Below are 17,827 nucleotides of genomic sequence, written 5' to 3'. Positions count from 1 at the left end.
GCCCCGGCTTGGGCGGTTTTGCGTGCCGAAACCTCAGCTTGCGTGCCGAAACCTCAGTGCAAGGGGCTTAGCCGCGAATCTAGCCGCGGAGGCGCCGCGCCACCCTCGCCAGCAGGCCCGGCTGGGCGGGGTGCGCCTCGGCGGGTGATTCAGAATCAGCCTCAACGGTGACGGGGTGCCTTTCTTCTGCACCGTGCGCCCCATGAATACCATGCGCGCTGTACCCGCCGCCGATTGCGCGGGCACGTTCGAGCTGCCGGCAGTGCTCGGCATCCCAGGAGTGCGCCCGGTCAGACATCGCCCACTCGAACCCCGCGGTGAGGGAGGTTTCGGTGAAGAGCTCGCGGGCGGCGCGGACGGTCGCGCCCAGCGGCTCGGGGAGTGCCGGAACTTGCTCCACGGCGGGGAAAGGCGCGGGGGCTTTTGCCTCACCGCGAGTTTCTGCCTCGTTGAGAGTTTCTGCGCCGGATGCAAGAATCTGCGCGAGCAGGTAGGCACGCTCGGCGTGCAGAACCTCCAGCAGTTCGGTGCGGCGCGCATCCGATGCCACCGCCACGTGCCGCAGGGCGGCGGCAACCATCAGCTCGGGAACCCCACCGGCGAGCATGCCCAACGGCAGGGTGAACTCGCCCAGCCCGTACAGGCTCAGGGCGCCGCCCACGCGCATCTGCGTGAAGGCATCCGGCACGAGGGCGAGCACGGGAATACCCACCGCGGCGGAGAACACCGCCGGATGGTAGCGGCTGGTCAGGGTGAACGCCGCCGCACGGTGTACCGTGATGCTCTGGTCGGCGTGCAGAATCGGCAGCAGGGTCGCCGGGGTGGAGGCGCTGAGCTGCTCGGCGATGTGCTGGTGCGCCTGAATATCGCCGCTTGCCGGGTTCTGCGGGTCGCCAAAATGGCTCAGGAACACTGGTGCGTAGCCGTGCTCGCGCCACATGCTATCGAGCAGGCGCGCAATCTGCTGCGCCTGCTGTTCGGTGCACTCGTTGACGGTCACACAGACGTAGTGCTCCGGTAGCTCATCAAGTGCCTGACCTGCAGAAATACCCTCCGCATAGTGCAGGGTACGCTCCGGGGAAGCCACCGAGTAGTCGGTGGCGTCATCCACGCTCAGGCGCGCGTCAATACCCCGCTCACGGCACCAAGCGAGGGAAGAACGTTCACGCACCGTCACCGAGTGGGCGGTGCGCAGCATGCGCTCTAGAACCTGCGCGTCCTCGGGGTTGAGCACCGGGCCCAGGGACTGACCGGTCACGTACACGGGTACGCCCGCATGCTCGGCGGCACGCACCGCGGCGGCGCGTTCGTAGAGCAGCCAGCCGTAGCGGGAGTTGAGGTTGCCGCCGCCGGAGACCACGACCGCATCCATGGCGGCGATGGAGTCCGCGAACTCCACCATGCGCTCAACGGTCTGCTCCAGCGGATGTAGCACCTCCGGCAGCGCCTGCACCTGTGGTAACGCCACCAGCTCGGCGGTGGAGGGACGCTCCCGGTCAGCGTGCAGCTCCATCAGAACAGATTCGAGCGCCGCGAGGGTCAGCTCGCGTTCAGCCGGCGCCCAGGGGAAGAGGAAAAACGGCAGGTACTCGTAGGGGGCGCCCGCCTCATGAGCAGCCGCGCCGATATAGCGCGCTGAATGGCCCACATCGCGGGTCATGAGGGTGACCGCCGCGCCGCCTTCGGAAAGCGCCTGGGCGCTCGCAATGGTCATGGCTTCGTCGCCCACGTGGTAGGTGTGCTGGCCGATATCGCCGATGACGAGTACGCGCGGTGCTTCATTAAAGTGCGGTGCTGTAGAAGAATGATTGTTCTCTGTCACGGCTATGCGTCCTTCTCGCCGGTAGAACCTGCCTCAGTACCGCGACGAGCCTGAGAACCTTGGTTGAGGGAACGCTGCGCGAAGGAACGCAGTGCACGGCCCGGTGCGCGCAGGTGCTTCAGAACCCGCAGGCGCTCCTCGATGCTCTGCTGGCGGGACTCAATAGCCTGCTGACGAGCCTCAATACGTTCCAGGCGGCTCTCAATAGAGCGCAGAATATCCAGGGATTCGCGGGTCAGATCGTGCCCGTCAATGACGCGGCGTTCCAGGTCAGCTGCCAGATGCGCCTGGTACAGGTATGCTCCCGGTCGGGCACCCGCCTGCAGGTCCTCGCGGATAGCGCGGGCACGCACCATCGAATCGAAGCGGGCGTGATCAGCCTGACGCTTCACGCTATTCGCCTCGGTACCTTCCGCGTCGGGGCGCAGCGACCAGTACGCCAGCGGCTCATCCACCAGCAGAATATCTGCAACAGAGGCGGCACGCATGTTGAACTCCCAGTCGCCGACCACCGGCAGGGACTCGTCATAGAAACCGACGAGCTCGTGCAGGCTACGGCGGTAGAGAATGCCAATCGGCACGGCACGGTTCGTGCGGAACAGGAACTGCAAACCCACACCGGGCAGGCCATCGTGGAAAATACGCTCCTCGTACACCTCGAACTCGCCATCGGCGTTTTCGCGTTCGTACCGCTCCACTATGCGGGTGGTGCACATGAGCGCGCCGCTCTCTTCCAGCGCCGCGACGGTGCGTTCCAGGAACTCGGGTGCCCACAGGTCGTCGTCATCGTGAATCGCCACATACTTGGAGACGGTCGCCGCCAAACCGGCGTTGGATGCCACCTCCATGTTGCCGCCGGCGGTGGTCAGTAGCTGCACGCGACCGGAACCCTGCGCATCAGAGCCCTGCAAACCCAGCGGGGATGCCTCAATGACGGCGCGGGTTGCCTGCTCGTCGCCACCGTCGTTAATCACGCAGACCGTGTAGTCGGTGAAGGTTTGCTGCGCAATATTCTCCAAGGTGCGGCTCAAGAAGCGGGGGCGGTCCTTCGTGCGGACCAGAATAGCTACGGTAGGAGAAGACATAACCACAATCAGTCGAGGGTGAGTGGGCGCGTGCCAGCCCAAGAACTCAACCCATTATGAAGGTGTGCACTGTTCAGACTCAACCCGCCGCCCGGCTATCCCGCGGCAGTGAGCACGGTGGGGCATGCAGCGTCCCCAAAATCTAGTGGATGGACTGTAGCGCCACCATTGCGAGCACTCCGAGCACAAAGCACGCCGGAATGGTTACCAGCCACACCAGAAGAATCTGCAGAACAATCCTGGACTTCAGAGCGTTAAAGCGCTGGTTCACGCCCGCGCCGAGCGCCGAGGCGGTCGCCAGGTGCGAGGAGGAGAACGGCACCTGCAGCAGGAAGTAACCGAGCACCTGCACAACGGCGGTCGTACCCTGGGCAACCGCGCCACGGAACGGATCCAGACGCACCATCTTGTAGGCGAAGGTGTAGCCGATGCGGCGGCCACCGGTCAGCGTGCCCGCACCCAGGCTGAGGGCAATGATGAGGGTGCCCAACAGCATGCCGCCTTGGGTGAGGGAATGGAGTAGCGCCGGATCCATGATGCGTTCGCTCAGCAGCGCCCACAGCAGCAGGTACAGGTAGCCGGTCTGCAGGCCGTGTAGCAAAGAAATCGCGGAGGCGGAGACCGCCAGCACCTCGCGGGCGTGCTGATTCACCAGGCGCGGGTTATGACCCACGACGAGGCGGTAGAACGGCACCACCATCAGCCAGGACAGCAGAAAAATGAGCGGTGGCAGGTAGAAGAGCGGCAGCAGGGTCGACCCGAAAATATGCGGCAGGAAGGGGAAGGACCCAAAGCCTTCAGCGGCGCTGTCAATCCTCGTTTGGGTCCACCAGCTCACCCCGGCAAGGGCGCCCACCAGCGCGTGGGTCGAAGAGGACGGCAACCGCAGGAACCAGGTGAGCACACCCCAAATAGCGCAGACGAGCAACGCCGCAACGATGCCGTTCAGGCCGGTGGTACCCTCCGGGGCGCTCACCCACGAGGCAGAATACTCACCGAGCAGCAGGAACGCACCGACCACACCGAGCACGTTGAAGAGCGCGGCAAGGTAGAGGGCGGAGCGCTCGCCGAGGGCGCGGGTACGCACCGGAACAGCGACGGCGTTTGAGGCGTCGTGCACACCGGTAACGTAGACCGCGGCAATGAAGGCGCAGCAGGCTAGAAGACCCAGGAACATTAGGATTCCTGAACGATAATGCGGCCGATTTCGGCAGACACATCACGCATAGCGTTGGAGGCGGCGGTCAGCTGTGCCAGGAAGGTGGCGTAGCGGCGGTACCGTTCGGGGGTGTAGCGTTCGGCAATGTATGCGTCGTACTCTTCGGCGGTGCGTAGCGCCTGGCGGGAGATGCGCAGCATGTCCATCCAGTAGTTGTCGAGGCCGCGAATATCGGCAAGCTTGGGGATGACGGCGGCGGTCAGCACCGCCTGACGCTGAATAATGTCCAGGATCGAGGTGATGTGCGTGGCGAAGCCGTCAATGCTGTGCAGGGACAGCACGTGCGCGGCGCTGGTGAGCTTCTCAACGGCGTTGGTGAGCTTGCGTGCCAGCGTGTACAGGTCTTCACGCGGGATCGGCGGGGAGAAGGAGCTGCGCACTTCGGTGAGGGTGCGGAACAGCAGGTTGGTGGAGTCCGCCTCATGGGTGAGCATGCGTTCGAAGAGTTCGGGGTACTCCGCGACGGGGGAGCCGACCATTTCAGAGAGCAATGCCGCCGCCTCACCGACCTGCGCTGAGATTTCAGCGAGGGAGGCGAGGGACTCGTTGGCGTGGGGGAAAAGTCGGTGCAGCATAGTTCCCAGTCTAACCAGTATTGGGTGCTGCGGGTGCGCATAGCCCGCGTGTATCTCACGAGCGCCCAACCTGCAAACGCTACAGCGCCGACCTGTTAGCGGTTGCCCGCGAGGGTTTTAAACATAAAACGGTGGGGGTCGATTTCTCGACCCCCACCGGAACGTTTAGGGATGTCGGGTTGGGAGCGCCTCTCGGCGGAAGGCCGCTCGAAGCGGCTAAAGATTTGGAGCCCGGGGCTACCTATTAGCAACCCGACATCTTGTAATTATTATCCACCCGCACCCGGCGCAGAGTCAATCGGAAACAGGCTTTTCACGCCTTTGCGACCCAATGTGGAACCTGTGCCAATTCGCGGCACGAACACGCATTTTTAGGCGCTCAAACGTTGCAGAAGACTAGAATGCTTCGAGGTTGGTCTGCGATTTTTCCTGCACAGAATCAGCCCCGGAACCCCCGTTAGCCTGCTGACTAGCCTCAACGGCGCGCAGCTGGGCGGCGACCGCCTCCAAATCGTGCGCGATCTGCTCCATCTGCTGAGCCTGACGCGGCAGACGAGCACGACGCTCCACCGCCTCACGCTTCACCTCGTGGCTGCCCGGAACCGCACCATCCTGCCCGGCAGAGCGCGCATAATCGGTGCGAATACCCAACGCCACCACGTGCGCAAACGCCGCGCAACGTTCCATCGCAATGTCCATATCGCCGGTGTACAGGCCTGCCAGAATCTCATCAATCGTGCGGACCACCTCGTCGGCACTCGGCGGGTCGGGAACACCCGCCACCACGTGCGAACGGTAATCCTCCGCCATGCCCAGCTCAAAAGCGCGGCTCACCCCGCGCGGCGAACGATGCACCACGTCCCGCAGCCAGTACATGCGCCACAGCGCACCCGGCAGGGAGTGGGCGCTCGCGTGCGACCAGAGTTCGGCGAGCATCTCAATACCGTAGTCGTCGGTGAAGCTGACGAGCCGTTCGGTCATCTGCTCGTCGGTGCCGCGTCCGCGCATCAGCAGGATTCGTGCGGAGGCGTGTGCCGCCTCTTCGCGTGCGGCGGGGTCCATGCCGCCTTCGTGGCGTTCAAATTTCTCGGCGGAGTAGAGGACGGGGCGGTGGTGGGTGCGGTGTCGGGTGCGCCCGGAGGCGCCGGTTGATGCTGCGGGTGTAGACATAGGATTTCCCAGTGTACCGTTCATTGGCTGGGAGCCGGTAGTGTATAGTATTTCTATCTGCACACTTTCAGTTTTGTGTGGATGGAGCGCCTTTAGCTCAGTCGGTAGAGCTACGGACTTTTAATCCGCAGGTCGTGGGTTCGAGCCCCACAGGGCGCACTAGCCGACCCGTCGCCTCCCGCTTTGCGGGGGTCGGCGGGTTTTTGTGTCTCCACCCTCATGCGTGGGATTTTTACCCCGTGTTGATTCCGCGTGGTGGGGCGTATTCTGCCGGGTTGACCTGGCAGGTTTTGATTTGTGTACGTTGACCCGAAAAGATGAGGAAACCCGTGAGCGTCACCATTAAGAACCCCGAAGAGATCACGATTCTTGCCACTGGCGGCACGATTGATAAGTTCTATTCGGTGGCGGGCACCATGGATATTGGTGAGCCTGCCGCTAAGGATCTGCTGGACCGTGTGATTACCGATATCCGTTTTGATATTCGCCCGCTGATTGGCAAGGACAGCCTGGACATGACCGATGAGGATCGTGCCGAGCTGACCGAGGCGCTGAACGCTGTCACTAACGACCAGGTGCTCATCACTCACGGTACTGACACCATGCCGGAGACTGCCCGCTACCTGGTGGAGCACGCCGACCTGGGCGATAAGGTTGTGGTGCTGACCGGTGCGATGCAGCCCGCCGTGATGGCTCGTTCGGATGCCGGTTTCAACCTGGGTGCCGCTATTGCCGCCCTGAACCTGCTGGAGCCGGGTGTGTACATCAGCATGAGCGGTCGTATTTTCCCTGCTGAGAGCGTGCGTAAGGATCGTTCTCGCGGTATTTTTGAGGGCTAAGATGGCTGATTCCGCTCGTATGCGGCGGGGTGAACCGGTTTCTGCGGCTGAGCTTGCGCCGGTGGCGGGTTCCTCGGATCTTGTGCCGCAGGAGCATATGTCGCAGGCGCAGCTCATGCAGCTGCAGGCTATGGATGAGCTGGAGCAGCAGGCTGACGAGTTCTGGAATGTCACCAGTGATTACCCGCTGCCGGCTAAGAACCTGTACCTGGTGCGTGTGCTACTGCTGGTCGTACCCTCGCTGATTACTGTTTATTACTTTATCCGCGTCACGCTTTTCCCGATTGGTGAGGTGCCGCTGGTCTATCTGGTGATGCACATGTGGGTTGCCATGATTTACCGGGCGAACCGTTCGGTGAAGCTGGTGTTGCTTGCGAATGTGGCATCCGGGGTTGCGGCTACCATCATGACGGCGTTCTTCACCTATGTACTCGTGACCCTGCACGGCCCGCAGACTCTGCTGGACCGTGTGGGCATGTTCTATACGGTGAGCCTGCTGACGGTGATGGCTTCCTTCGCGTTGGAGATCCTGTTCTCGCTGTTCTATAGCTTGGCGGTTCGCAGGAGCCTGCGCCGTAGCAAGCGGAAGAAGGCGGAGGAAGAGCACCAGAATGCAGAAGAGCAGAAGGTAGCAGAGCCGAATGCGGAGGTTTCGCAGGTGGCGGAGCAGGGCTAACCTGCGCCTCAACAGGGGCAAGTAATGATGCTGGGCGGCGTTGCCTGCGACGCCCAGCTACTGCTCAGATTCCCCTAAAGTACGCGTGATACGGTAGAGACAGAAACACGACCCGCACCTGCCAGGAGGCCACTCATGGGCGCTACACACCTGAATACAGATGCCGCTTCATCCGAGGAACGCCCGGATGAGGATACCGGTATGCAGACTCGCTTTCAGGCGCCTATTCGTCACGTGACTCCTGCTACGCCGGAGGTGTCCGTTCCGCTGAACGTGCCGCCGGTGGTGACTGGTTCGCATCCGGTTATTTCGGCGACTTCTACCGTCATCATTCAGGATGGTACGAACCCGCCGATTGTGGTGCGTACGCACCCGACGGGTCCGCTGCCGCCGTTCCCGGGGCAGGGTCAGGTTCCCGCTTTTCTGCGCACTTACACCGCTGAAGAGGTGAAGGAACGCCAGCAGATGCTCAAGAAGAACCTGCTGGTCCGCGCGGTTATTCTGTGTATTTTGAGCCTGGTTGAGGGTCTCATTATTTCTCAGTACACGCAGCCGTTGGCGATTTGCTTTGGTTTTGTGGCGGCGCTTTACCTGGTGGTTCAGATGTGGCCACTGATGCGCCCTCCGCGTGATTCGGCGGACGCCTCCGTGTATAGCGTTTGGGCTATCTGCTCCCTGATTGGGTTTGTTGCGGTGGGGCTGGTGCTTTCACCGATTACGTTCCTGCTGCTGATGCTCGACTGGGCTGGGGTTTCGATGGGGCTTGACCCCCTGCTGATACTTGTTGTCTTGGGCTTGGTCTGGTTGAGCGAGGTCGGTTTATCGTTGCTGACCATTTACCGCTTCAACAACTTGCGAATTGCGATGGCGAACCGGGCAGATTCTCCGTTGCTACCTGAAAGTATTTCTGCGACGGTTGACCCGTCCACTTCTGCCTAAAGTTTTTTGAGGCGGCGCGGTAGATGAACGCCGCGCCGCCACCCACACACCACACACTCGCTCATACATCTTCCACACACACTATCAGCCGACATTCGAAAGATTCAGCTATGTCCGCCGTCGAGTCCTCTCCGCCATCCGCTCCGAACACCACGCATCCTACGAAGCCTGCCACCCCCACTCTCGTGTCTGTGGCGGGTTGGGTTCTGCTCGCTATTGCCGTGGGTTGGCTGGTGCTGATTGGGTACACGGGTGTCACGTATGCGACGACGCAGCTGTCGCATTTTTCGACTTGGCGCGCCCAGTCGCTGGTGGAGGCGCAGGCGTACTATCCGGTGATGTTTTTGCTGGTCAGCGCCTTCGGTAACGTGACGTTGCACGGTTTCTGCACTGTGGCGTACCTGCGTGGTTACCGTTGGGCGGCGCTGGTGCTGTCGGTGGCGTTGGCGCTGGGTGTGTTGGCATCCCTGCTGATTATGCTGGCAGTCGCGGCTCTTCTGGGTACGTTGAATGGTGCGCCGAGCCAGGATGTTGAGCTGCTGCTCAGTAGCGCCTCCCCGCTGTACACGCCGGTATATATTGCTGCACCGTACATGCTGGTGTGTGTGGTCGCGTTGGCGTTGGTGTGGTCGCGTCAGTCGCGTTCGTACATGGAAGCGCGCCGTGATTGGCGCCTGCGCCGCAGCGAGGACTACCTGATTTAGCCTTGCAGATTCTGGCTGCGGGTCCCGGACCTGCGGCTCACCGATAACTTTATTCACCCAACCACAGTTAGGATGACTCGTGCACCCTACTTCCGAACCTGCGCACGAATCCACATCGCAGACTACCCCCGGCGCTGCTAAGCGCACATATGATGAGCGGGCGGCGTTTGAAGAGGCGAAAAGAAACCTCGGCATAGTCGGCGATAAGGAGCAGCAATTCGACCGGGGAATGGCGATTCTCGGTAAAGCGTATTCCATCGCGATGATGCTCATTCTGGTGTATTTCCTCCTGGATGCGTACCAGATTATCGTTACCGCGGGCCGGAGTGTGAACATCGGCTCGTTCCTTAGCTATGCCCTGCCGAAGGTTCTGTCTGACGCTGTCTTGGTGGTGCCGTTCCTCTGGTTCGTTCTGGACTATACCAAGTCAGGGTACGTTAATCCGCGCCGCCTGCTGATGCTGTACCTTCTGCTGTGTTCCTTGAGCGGTGTGCTCTCTTTTGCGGGTGTCTTTGGTCTGGCTCAGGTGCTTTTCCCTGCGTTTACCGCACTGGATCCGGTGTCGCATCCTGCCGCTGCTTCGTCTATGGTGTCGCAGGCTCTGGTCGGGGTGATTACGGCGGGTAGCGCCGTTCTCCTGTTTTTGCTGACTCGCCCGGCTGTGGGCGTGGTCCCGAGCCCCGCGGCGATTCGGGAGCAGATGCAGATCATCAAGGACAGCATGGCGGATGATGAGGAAGAGCCGACCCGTGAGGATGTTCTTCGTCAGCTTGAGAAGGAAGAAGGCCCGGTCAAGGACTCTACCGAGCAGCTGTTGCGTGAGCTTTCTGCCGATTATGCGCTCTCGAATGATCCGGTGGAGAAGAACCGCCTGCTGGCTGAGATACAGCAGATTCAGCGCGCCCAGAAGACGGGTGTAAAGCCTAACTTCGGAGGCACGTCTGGCGGGTCGCCTAAGCCCCAACAGGAAGCGCACGAGGGTGCGGAGGCGACCGCCGCCTCCACCGCGCCTGCCGCCCCTCAGGTGGTGCTCCCGCCCCGCCCGAAGTCGCTGCGTATCGTCATGCGCTGCTTTGTCGCCTTGATGGTTGTGGAAGCAACTCATGGCATCTTCCAAACCATGATTTATGAGCGCTCGCTTGACGACGTTGGTGTATGGGCTGGATATATTCTCTCTGAGACGTTGTTCATTCTCGTTGTCCATGCCATACCGATGTTTGTCCTTTGGCGACTGTGGAGGGGCCGATTCTGGGCATATGTCGTCATCTTTATTAGCTTCGCTTTTATAGCTATCAAGGGTCTGATAGATTTTGTGGATACTTTCCTGACGACGGGTTATCTTTCCCGGTTGCTGGACGGCACGCAGATGTGGAGTTCTCAGCAATACGCTGCATACGTGCTGTCTAGAAATGTTGCTGACACCTTGATTACGCTCCTCTCCACCCTGATTGTTGTGTTGCTCTTGAGCCGTTCCACCAGGTCGTATATGGCTGCTACGCGGTTGGCGCGCCTGAACGCACGCGAACAGGTGAACGCCGGCGATGGTCGGGTCGTTAGGCATCAGGACGCAGAAATGCGTGCTCACCTGGAAGAAGAGCAGACACGTCGGGAAGAGAAGGAAGCTAACCGACGGGCTGAAGAAGCGGTCGCGCAGCAGTACAAGACGACCCGCCGCACGGATGCACGGAGGAACTCCCGCAACGAACAGCGCGGCTACAAGGATACTTCCGTGTACACCGAGGAAGGCTACCGCCTCAACTAGGGTGGGATGCCCCTCCCCATGGGGAAACTCTTCTGCACCCGCCCTGCGCTATAGCGTGCGGGGCGGGGCGCGAAGAGAAGAAAGGAACAAAGATGTCAGAACGCACCCCAAAGCAACCGCTAAACGATCCGGAGTACACGGTTCCCGAATACAGCGTGCTGCTACCCTCCTCCGAGGCTGAAAATAGCACGGCAGGAGGCGATGCCGCCTTCAATAACGTAACTTCCGGTAGCGCCGCAGATAACAGCGCGGCGGAGGGCAACGCACCCGGCGGCAGCGCCTCCGAGCACGCCAGCATCCCCGAGCAAACCACTCCCGGCTACCGGGAGGCGACCGCTGGCTACACTGTGTACCCCGCCTCTGAGCAGATAATTCCGGAGCGCCCGAAGGCTATGCGCAGCGTTATGTGGTGCGCTGCCGCCATTATCGTGCTGGGGCCCCTGAGTAATTTTCTGCCGATTCTAAGCTGGTCGTATATCGATTTTGAGATGGTGGTGAGTGTTTTCTTCTCTGCCCTGGTGGTTACCCTCATCATCTCCGCCATCCCAATTTTTATTCTCTGGAAGATCTGGGATGGCCGCGAGTGGGCGCGCATTCTTACCATCATCTACTGCGCTCTCGCGGCTGCTAGCGGTGTGCTTATTCTTGCGGATAATTTCTCGGGGTTAAGCTCTAGAGCGGCTGCGGCGTCCAGCCTGGTGCGTATCCTGAGCGGCGTTTTTACGCTCGTTCTCTACCTCCTGATGATTGTGCTGCTGACTCGTGCTCCTATTAGGGCGTACACCCAAATCGTTAGCGGGGCACGTGCGCTAGAACACCGGCAGATGATGTCTGAGACGAGACAGGCAGCCGGTCAGGTCCCGGCGGAACTTCGAGAGCTTTTCGCTGATGATGAGGACGGCGAACGCACCTCATCAGGGGAGAACACCCCTCGACCCCCGCACCGTAGCGCGGGATGGGGCACGTAGAAAGGAACATCAACGTCAGGAGTTCCGGGGCTAGCCCTCGGAATGGTGCACGTGGTTACTCGGATACCTCTGAATACGCTGAGAAAGGGTACTGCTTTCCTAGGGTGCGGCGCGCCTCTTTATATCCTTAAGGTAAGACTCTTTAACGCCCGCTCCGTGCACTGTAGCGCGGGGTGGGTGCCAGGGGAGAAAGGAACGACGATGTCAGAACGTACCCCGAAGCAGCCCTTGAATAATCCGGAGTACACGGTTCCCGAGTACAGTGTTTTGCTACCGTCCAATGAGCCTGAAAGTAGCACGGTAGAGGGTGACGGCACATCCAACAACACCGCCACCAACAACGCCGCCCCCACCGGTGCGGTAGACAATAACGCGGCAGAGGATAACGCACCCAGCAACGGCGCTCCCGAGCATGCCACTACCGGCTACCGGGACGCGACCGCCGGTTACGTTGCCGCCTCCGAACATGCGGGGCGGGTACGCCCGAAGGCTCTGCACAGTGCTAAGTGGTGCACCGCCGCGATTATTATTCTGTCGCTTTTCAGTACTATCCAATTCTTCCTGCTCTACGGTAAACCAATCGCCGGTGTGGTGACGCTACCTGAGCTTATCGTGCGTATGCTGGGGTACCCTCTCATCTTTGTTCTTATCCAGATTTTCCTCTTCTGGATGACCTGGAAAGGACACAGATGGGCGCACATACTTACCCTCATGTACAGCGCCTACGAGGTCTTGAGCCGCATGTTTGTGTATGTGGAAGATTTCCTCATAGACTCCAGCTATCTCGCCTTGTTGATGGACGAGTTGCAGTCCCGCGACTCTGCAGATTTTGCGGTCACTCTTCTCATAGATACTGCGATTGGTGTCTTCATTACTGTCCTCTACATCCGGAATATTGTGTTGCTGACCCGTCCATCTGTGTGGGCGTACACGGCTACCGGCAGAACGTCGCATAGTCAGGTGGTTGATCAGAATCCACAGGCACCTAACACGAACTTCAATGAAGGCGGGAACCGCCTCAACTAGGATGTTTGCCTCAAACGGCGCCACTATCACCAAAAGGCTCAGAGCGTGAAAAGGGTGGGGATACCAAACGGTATCCCCACCCTTTCTCATCCCCGGCTCAGCAGCCGAGAAGGACTCACGTATTACTCAGCAGATTCCTGCTTCGCCTTCGAACGGCCACGCAGGTACTCGATAATAACCGGCACCACAGAAACCGCCACAATAATCACAGCAATGTACTCAATGTTGTTGTGCACGAACGGAATACCGCCCAGCAGCACACCCGCCAGACCAATCGAACCAATCCACGCAACCGCGCCAACAACATTCCACAGGTGGAACTTCTTACGGTCGTACGAAGAAATACCAGCCGCAAGAGACACAAAAGTACGAACAATCGGCACGAAGCGGCCCAGAACCAGAGCCAAGCTACCGCGCTTCTGGAAGAATTCCTCAGTAGTGTGCAGGTTCTTAGTGCTCAGAATCTTCGCGTCATCCTTGAAGATCTTACGGCCGTAACGGGCACCAATCTGGTAGCCAACCTCAGCGCCAGCAATAGCAACCAGCACCAGGACCGGGAAAGCAACCCACAGGGACAGGCCCATCTGCTCATGAAGCATACCCAGAGCAAAAATCAGGGAGTCACCCGGAAGAACCGGGAAAAGAACACCGGACTCAATAAATACGATAATTGCCGAAACAACCAGAACCCAGGGGCCGGTATCGAGCAGGAACTGCTCAAGGTCGAGGCCCAAGAGCGCAACCGGAAGATGCGCCAAAGCGATGGCAAGAAAAGTCATGAAAAATCCTGAACTGTGAGTGGACCGCACGCACGGATCGGCGGCGGAATAACACCAGCATAGAAAGTGTACCTATGGTGAACATTGTGCAAAACTATGCGGAGGCTGTGTATTACTGGCACAATTCTACCGGCATTTACGCCGGACGCACGGGTGAGCGAGGCGTAAATCTCCCCACCATCGCGGCTAAACAGCCGGAGGTGACGCGGCGCTCGCACGCTTCCTCAAGAAATGACTATCCGCAGAGCCGGGCGATACCGGGGTGTGACATGATGGAAAGAGAGCACGGCGCGTCGCGGCGTAGCGATTGACCCAACCATCCACCGTTGGAGAGAACCATGAACCCCGAACAGCCAGCGTCCAGCCCCGCCGATCTCCTGCATGCTGAAGCCCGTGAAGTGTTGCGCTGCCTCACCGGCGTCACTAATGCCGAGTTCCACGACGGCCAGTATGAGGCGATTCGCGCCCTCGTAGCCGACCGCGCCCGCACCCTCGTCGTGCAGCGTACCGGCTGGGGTAAGTCTGCGGTCTACTTTATTTCTTCCCTGCTGTTGCGTGCCCGCGGTATGGGCCCGGCTCTTATCGTCTCCCCGCTGCTTTCCCTCATGCGTGATCAGGTTGAGGCGGCATCCCGCGCGGGAGTGCGTGCCGCCATGGTGAACTCCGCGAACGTCACCGAATGGGATGAAATCCGTACCCGCCTCGAAGCTGACGAGCTTGATGTGCTCCTGGTGGGCCCCGAACGCCTCAATAACCCGGCGTTCCGTGAGCAGTGGCTGCCGTACCTGCTGCCGCGCCTGGGTCTGCTCGTCATTGATGAGGCGCACTGTATTTCTGACTGGGGCCATGACTTCCGCCCCGACTACCGCCGTATTGGTTCGCTCATTAGATCTCTGCCGGTGGGTGTGCCGGTGCTGGCGACTACCGCAACCGCGAATGACCGCGTTAGCCGCGATATCGCCGAACAGCTCAGCACCGATACCACCGCACCCGTGCATGTGCTGCGTGGTCCGCTGTCCCGCGAGTCCCTGCGCCTGGGCGTTCTGACCCTGCCCCATGAGGCGCAACGCATCGGTTGGCTGCTCACGCACCTGAACAGCCTGCCCGGTTCGGGCATTATCTACACGTTGACTGTCTCTGCGGCAGAAGATACCACAAATGCTCTGCGTGCCAGCGGCTACGAGGTGCTTGCTTACACCGGTAAAACTGACCCGGATGAGCGGCTGGTTGCAGAGCAGGCGCTCAAGGAAAACAGGGTGAAGGCTCTTGTTGCGACGAGTGCCCTCGGTATGGGTTTTGATAAGCCTGATTTGGGTTTTGTTGTGCACCTGGGTGCGCCGTCGTCTGCGGTGAGCTACTACCAGCAGATTGGCCGCGCCGGACGAGGCGCCGTCAACGCTGATGTTCTGCTCCTGCCCGGTCGTGAAGACCGCGCCATTTGGGAGTATTTTGCGACCGCCTCCATGCCTAACGAGGAACAGGCGCTGGCGGTGCTGGATGTCCTCGCCCAGTCCCCGGAGGGGTTGAGTATTACCGCGTTGGAGGCGCGCGTTCAGCTGCGCCGCTCCACCCTGGAGCTTCTGCTGAAGGTGCTGGACGTTGAGGGTGCCGCCGTGAAGGAAGGCAACTATTGGCGTCGAACCTCTTTGCCGTGGCAGTACGATAGTGCCCGTTACGCGGCGGTGGCGCAGGCGCGTGTGGTGGAGCAGAACGCCATGCTCGAGTATGAACGCACTAGCCAGTGCCGTATGCTTTTCCTGGCTCAGCAGCTTGATGATGCTTCCGCGACTGCTTGCGGTCGTTGCGATGTATGTGCGGGCCCCTGGTACCCGGTTGAAGTTCCCGCTGAGGCGCAACAGGCGGCACAGAGTAGCTTCAATACGGTGGGCGTGCCCCTGCAGCCGCGCCGCATGTGGCCGAGCGGGCTGGATCAGCTGATGGGTGCGGATGCGCCGCGCGGTCGTTTGTCTAAGGACGAGCAGGCTGAATCCGGTTACGCTTTGGCGCGTCTGAGCGACATGGGGTACGGTACTCGTCTGCGTGAGCTTCTGGCGACGAATGAGCTGGGTGAACCGGTTGATTCTGAGGCCCCTGCCGAGCTGGGGCGCGCCTGCGTGAAGGTGCTTGCCGCTTGGGAGTGGTCTGAGGCGGGTCGTCCGGTGGCGGTGTTGACTCTGCCGTCGCCGGTGCGTCCTCGTTTGGCTCAGTCCCTGGGTAGGGGATTGGCGTCGGTGGGTCGTCTGGTGGATTTGGGCTGGGTGTCTCTGGTGGGGGAGCCGCGTTTCTTTGGCGGTAATAGCGCGTTCCGTTGTGCGGATGTGCTGCGCTCGTACCGGGTGCCTGCAGAGGTTCTGGACTATGTGCGTGAGCATCGGTGCCCTGTTCTGCTGGTTTCTGATGTGGTGGATTCGCGGTGGGCGTTTACGGTTGTGGCGCGTGAGCTGCGGCTGGCAGGTGCTTCTGCGGTGTATCCTTTCTCTTTGGCTGCCACCCACTAGTTGCGCCCATTAGTGTTTATTTATTCCCCTGACGAGGTTGTATGTCATATTCGGAATATTCAAAATTGACGGTCACAGACGGTTCTTCCGCTGTGCTCAGCGATATTCCCGCTCGCCCCGAACACGGCGAGTGGATGGTCCGCGCCCTCGCCGAGGGTGCCGCCGCGGGTGAGCGTGGCGAGATCCCTATCGGTGCTGTGGTGGTGGATGAGCAGGGCGTCATTATTGGTTCGGCGGGCAATACCCGCGAGCGGGAGCATGACCCCAGTGCCCATGCGGAGGTGAATGCGATTCGTCAGGCGGCGGCGCATCGTGGTCAGTGGCGCCTGGACGGGTGCACGCTCGTGGTGACGGTTGAGCCGTGCCTGATGTGCGCCGGCACGATCCTGGCGTCGCGCGTTTCGACGGTGGTTTTTGGAGCCTGGGAGGAGAAGACGGGGGCTGCTGGCAGTCGTTACGATGTGCTGCGTGACGGCAGGGTTGCTCCGGCTCCCGAGGTGTATGCGGGTGTGTGTGCTGATGAGTGTGCGCAGCTGATGGTGGACTTCTTTAAGGAACGCCGCCCCTGATCGCCCCTAGGCCTCACCCCTAAAAGATGGTTCGTAAAACGCGAAAAGCCGTGCAGAGATTACGTGGCTTTTCGCGTTATTTGTACGAAAAACCCGATTTATTTGAAAAATACTTCAAAAATTTCAAAAATGACCCCTGAATTTCAAGAAAAGCCCACCACATCACACATAACCGGGTCTACCATATATAGGCATTGGAGCCTCCGCCTGCCCGCGCTTGACGTTTAATACCCCGCGCGGTGCCCGCGGATGACTCCCAGAAACTCACCCGAACCATCCATTCTCTGAGGGGATCTAACCGTGTTAAGCGTTGACAATATTTGGGCGAAAGGGCGCCACACTCCGCTTTTTGACCGCACCACCTTCTCAGTGGGTGAGGGTGAAGTCATTATTGTTCAGGCGGATAGCCAGTTGGAGCGTACCTCTCTCGCGTTGGCGCTGACTGGTCGCCTTCCCCTGTCCGGCGGCACGATTAGCTGGAGCGAAGGCGATGATGAGCCTCGCCCTATTTCGATGAAGCGTCTGCGTGCTCTCAGCAGCGTGGTGGACTCTCCTGATGTGACCGCTCCTGAGCAGCATATGCGCGTGCACGATTACGTGTCGGAGATGCTCTCCTATAACCTGCCGATTTTTGGTCGTTCCCGCGCGAGCCGCTGGCTGGCCGAGCGCGGTCTTGAGGACCTGGACGGCTTGTGGATGGACGAGATTAGCGGCGAGATGAACATTGAGCTGATGGCTGCTTTGGCGCAGCATAGCCCCTCTGACTTGCTGGTTTTTGATACTCCTTCCCGCCACCTGAACCATACGTACATGTGGCTTCCGTACCTGGAGGAGCTTGCCGCCGATGAGGACCACCCGCGCACGGTGGTGGCAATTGTGCCTCATATTTCGGAGTCCTGGCGGGGTGCTCGTGCTGTGGTGGGTAGTGTTCACATGGATCAGGACGGTGAGTTCGAGTTGGCGGAGGAGTCCGTGGAAGAGCAGCCCGAGACGGAAGAGCTAACTGAGACTGAACCCGTGATTGATGTGATTGAGGTGCGTGAGGTGGAGGAAATCCCCTTGACCTCTTCGATTTCCCTCACCCCCGCGGTATCCGGCACTTCCGGAGCCGCTCAGACCACTGACCATAAGACTGATAACCAGAAGACCGGCAACCAGAAGACTGTTGCCCAGAAGACCGCTGAGAAGGAGTAAGA

Annotated in this window: 16 protein-coding genes and 1 tRNA gene; 11 read left to right on the top strand and 6 right to left on the bottom strand. The window is 60.2% G+C overall.

The genetic code is table 11. The features are described from left to right. Nucleotides 1–79 precede the first annotated feature (79 nt). The 5 genes from AB8C10_RS00605 to AB8C10_RS00585 all read right to left on the bottom strand — a co-directional run bounded on the left by AB8C10_RS00605 (nt 80) and on the right by AB8C10_RS00585 (nt 5,871). Entirely contained in the window at nt 80–1,822 is a 1,743-nt protein-coding gene (locus AB8C10_RS00605) for a polysaccharide pyruvyl transferase family protein (protein WP_368866495.1), read from the bottom strand. 2 nt (nt 1,823–1,824) lie between these two features. Next, nucleotides 1,825–2,907: a glycosyltransferase family 2 protein gene (locus AB8C10_RS00600; RefSeq protein ID WP_368866494.1), complete on the bottom strand. Its 1,083-nt coding sequence runs from the start codon at nt 2,905–2,907 to the stop codon at nt 1,825–1,827. 142 nt (nt 2,908–3,049) lie between these two features. Then, a complete protein-coding gene (locus AB8C10_RS00595; RefSeq protein ID WP_368866493.1) occupies nt 3,050–4,084 on the bottom strand; it encodes an anion permease in 1,035 nt (344 codons plus the stop codon). Continuing rightward, nucleotides 4,084–4,701, bottom strand: a complete 618-nt coding sequence (locus AB8C10_RS00590) for a hypothetical protein (protein WP_005504391.1) — start codon at nt 4,699–4,701, stop codon at nt 4,084–4,086. The genes AB8C10_RS00595 and AB8C10_RS00590 overlap by 1 nt, the downstream gene beginning before the upstream one ends. Nucleotides 4,702–5,097: 396 nt before the next feature. After that, on the bottom strand, nt 5,098–5,871 hold the full coding sequence (locus AB8C10_RS00585; RefSeq protein ID WP_368866492.1) for a histone acetyltransferase: 774 nt from the start codon (nt 5,869–5,871) through the stop codon (nt 5,098–5,100). A gap of 86 nt (nt 5,872–5,957) precedes the next feature. Here AB8C10_RS00585 and AB8C10_RS00580 point away from each other — a divergent pair. The 8 genes from AB8C10_RS00580 to AB8C10_RS00545 all read left to right on the top strand — a co-directional run bounded on the left by AB8C10_RS00580 (nt 5,958) and on the right by AB8C10_RS00545 (nt 12,785). After that, nucleotides 5,958–6,030, top strand: a tRNA-Lys gene (locus AB8C10_RS00580). A 170-nt stretch (nt 6,031–6,200) separates the two neighbouring features. Then, nucleotides 6,201–6,710: an asparaginase domain-containing protein gene (locus tag AB8C10_RS00575; protein ID WP_070832225.1), complete on the top strand. Its 510-nt coding sequence runs from the start codon at nt 6,201–6,203 to the stop codon at nt 6,708–6,710. A gap of 1 nt (nt 6,711) precedes the next feature. Continuing rightward, nucleotides 6,712–7,386, top strand: coding sequence for an amino acid transporter (locus tag AB8C10_RS00570; RefSeq protein ID WP_368866491.1), 675 nt, complete (start codon nt 6,712–6,714; stop codon nt 7,384–7,386). Between the two features lie 135 nt (nt 7,387–7,521). Next, on the top strand, nt 7,522–8,325 hold the full coding sequence (locus tag AB8C10_RS00565; RefSeq protein WP_368866490.1) for an organic solvent tolerance protein OstA: 804 nt from the start codon (nt 7,522–7,524) through the stop codon (nt 8,323–8,325). Between the two features lie 110 nt (nt 8,326–8,435). Further along, nucleotides 8,436–9,029 (top strand): multidrug DMT transporter permease, encoded by a 594-nt coding sequence (locus AB8C10_RS00560; RefSeq protein ID WP_049349909.1) that lies wholly within the window; start codon nt 8,436–8,438, stop codon nt 9,027–9,029. A gap of 79 nt (nt 9,030–9,108) precedes the next feature. Next, nucleotides 9,109–10,791: an ABC transporter permease gene (locus AB8C10_RS00555; protein WP_368866489.1), complete on the top strand. Its 1,683-nt coding sequence runs from the start codon at nt 9,109–9,111 to the stop codon at nt 10,789–10,791. Between the two features lie 92 nt (nt 10,792–10,883). Then, nucleotides 10,884–11,759 (top strand): multidrug ABC transporter permease, encoded by an 876-nt coding sequence (locus tag AB8C10_RS00550; RefSeq protein WP_368866488.1) that lies wholly within the window; start codon nt 10,884–10,886, stop codon nt 11,757–11,759. Between the two features lie 201 nt (nt 11,760–11,960). Beyond that, nucleotides 11,961–12,785, top strand: a complete 825-nt coding sequence (locus AB8C10_RS00545; RefSeq protein WP_044150056.1) for a hypothetical protein — start codon at nt 11,961–11,963, stop codon at nt 12,783–12,785. 122 nt (nt 12,786–12,907) lie between these two features. On the opposite strand, the gene AB8C10_RS00540 is transcribed toward AB8C10_RS00545, so the two are convergent. Further along, nucleotides 12,908–13,564 (bottom strand): DedA family protein, encoded by a 657-nt coding sequence (locus AB8C10_RS00540; protein WP_049352327.1) that lies wholly within the window; start codon nt 13,562–13,564, stop codon nt 12,908–12,910. A 338-nt stretch (nt 13,565–13,902) separates the two neighbouring features. Here AB8C10_RS00540 and AB8C10_RS00535 point away from each other — a divergent pair, with 338 nt between their 5' ends. From AB8C10_RS00535 to AB8C10_RS00525, 3 genes are all read left to right on the top strand, one after another. After that, entirely contained in the window at nt 13,903–16,062 is a 2,160-nt protein-coding gene (locus AB8C10_RS00535; protein ID WP_368866487.1) for a RecQ family ATP-dependent DNA helicase, read from the top strand. 41 nt (nt 16,063–16,103) lie between these two features. Then, nucleotides 16,104–16,631 carry a nucleoside deaminase gene (locus tag AB8C10_RS00530; RefSeq protein ID WP_049352318.1) on the top strand — a complete coding sequence of 176 codons (528 nt, stop codon included), beginning with the start codon at nt 16,104–16,106 and terminating at the stop codon, nt 16,629–16,631. A gap of 300 nt (nt 16,632–16,931) precedes the next feature. Continuing rightward, entirely contained in the window at nt 16,932–17,825 is an 894-nt protein-coding gene (locus AB8C10_RS00525) for a multidrug ABC transporter ATPase (RefSeq protein WP_368866486.1), read from the top strand. The last annotated feature ends 2 nt before the right edge of the window (nt 17,826–17,827 follow it).

This window comes from Rothia mucilaginosa, assembly GCF_964210535.1.
In the GTDB taxonomy this organism is placed as follows: Bacteria; Actinomycetota; Actinomycetes; order Actinomycetales; family Micrococcaceae; genus Rothia; species Rothia mucilaginosa_F.
The sequence above is the reverse complement of the archived record's forward strand: the minus strand, read 5'-3'. Positions and strand labels throughout refer to the sequence as shown.

What these genes read in the sequence shown, in the direction of transcription:
- AB8C10_RS00600 (WP_368866494.1), bottom strand. Translation starts at nt 2,907, where the DNA reads ATGTCTTCTCCTACCGTAGCTATTCTGGTCCGCACGAAGGACCGCCCC.
- AB8C10_RS00595 (WP_368866493.1), bottom strand. Translation starts at nt 4,084, where the DNA reads ATGTTCCTGGGTCTTCTAGCCTGCTGCGCCTTCATTGCCGCGGTCTAC.
- AB8C10_RS00590 (WP_005504391.1), bottom strand. Translation starts at nt 4,701, where the DNA reads ATGCTGCACCGACTTTTCCCCCACGCCAACGAGTCCCTCGCCTCCCTC.
- AB8C10_RS00585 (WP_368866492.1), bottom strand. Translation starts at nt 5,871, where the DNA reads ATGTCTACACCCGCAGCATCAACCGGCGCCTCCGGGCGCACCCGACAC.
- AB8C10_RS00570 (WP_368866491.1), top strand. Translation starts at nt 6,712, where the DNA reads ATGGCTGATTCCGCTCGTATGCGGCGGGGTGAACCGGTTTCTGCGGCT.
- AB8C10_RS00565 (WP_368866490.1), top strand. Translation starts at nt 7,522, where the DNA reads ATGGGCGCTACACACCTGAATACAGATGCCGCTTCATCCGAGGAACGC.
- AB8C10_RS00560 (WP_049349909.1), top strand. Translation starts at nt 8,436, where the DNA reads ATGTCCGCCGTCGAGTCCTCTCCGCCATCCGCTCCGAACACCACGCAT.
- AB8C10_RS00550 (WP_368866488.1), top strand. Translation starts at nt 10,884, where the DNA reads ATGTCAGAACGCACCCCAAAGCAACCGCTAAACGATCCGGAGTACACG.
- AB8C10_RS00545 (WP_044150056.1), top strand. Translation starts at nt 11,961, where the DNA reads ATGTCAGAACGTACCCCGAAGCAGCCCTTGAATAATCCGGAGTACACG.
- AB8C10_RS00540 (WP_049352327.1), bottom strand. Translation starts at nt 13,564, where the DNA reads ATGACTTTTCTTGCCATCGCTTTGGCGCATCTTCCGGTTGCGCTCTTG.
- AB8C10_RS00535 (WP_368866487.1), top strand. Translation starts at nt 13,903, where the DNA reads ATGAACCCCGAACAGCCAGCGTCCAGCCCCGCCGATCTCCTGCATGCT.
- AB8C10_RS00530 (WP_049352318.1), top strand. Translation starts at nt 16,104, where the DNA reads ATGTCATATTCGGAATATTCAAAATTGACGGTCACAGACGGTTCTTCC.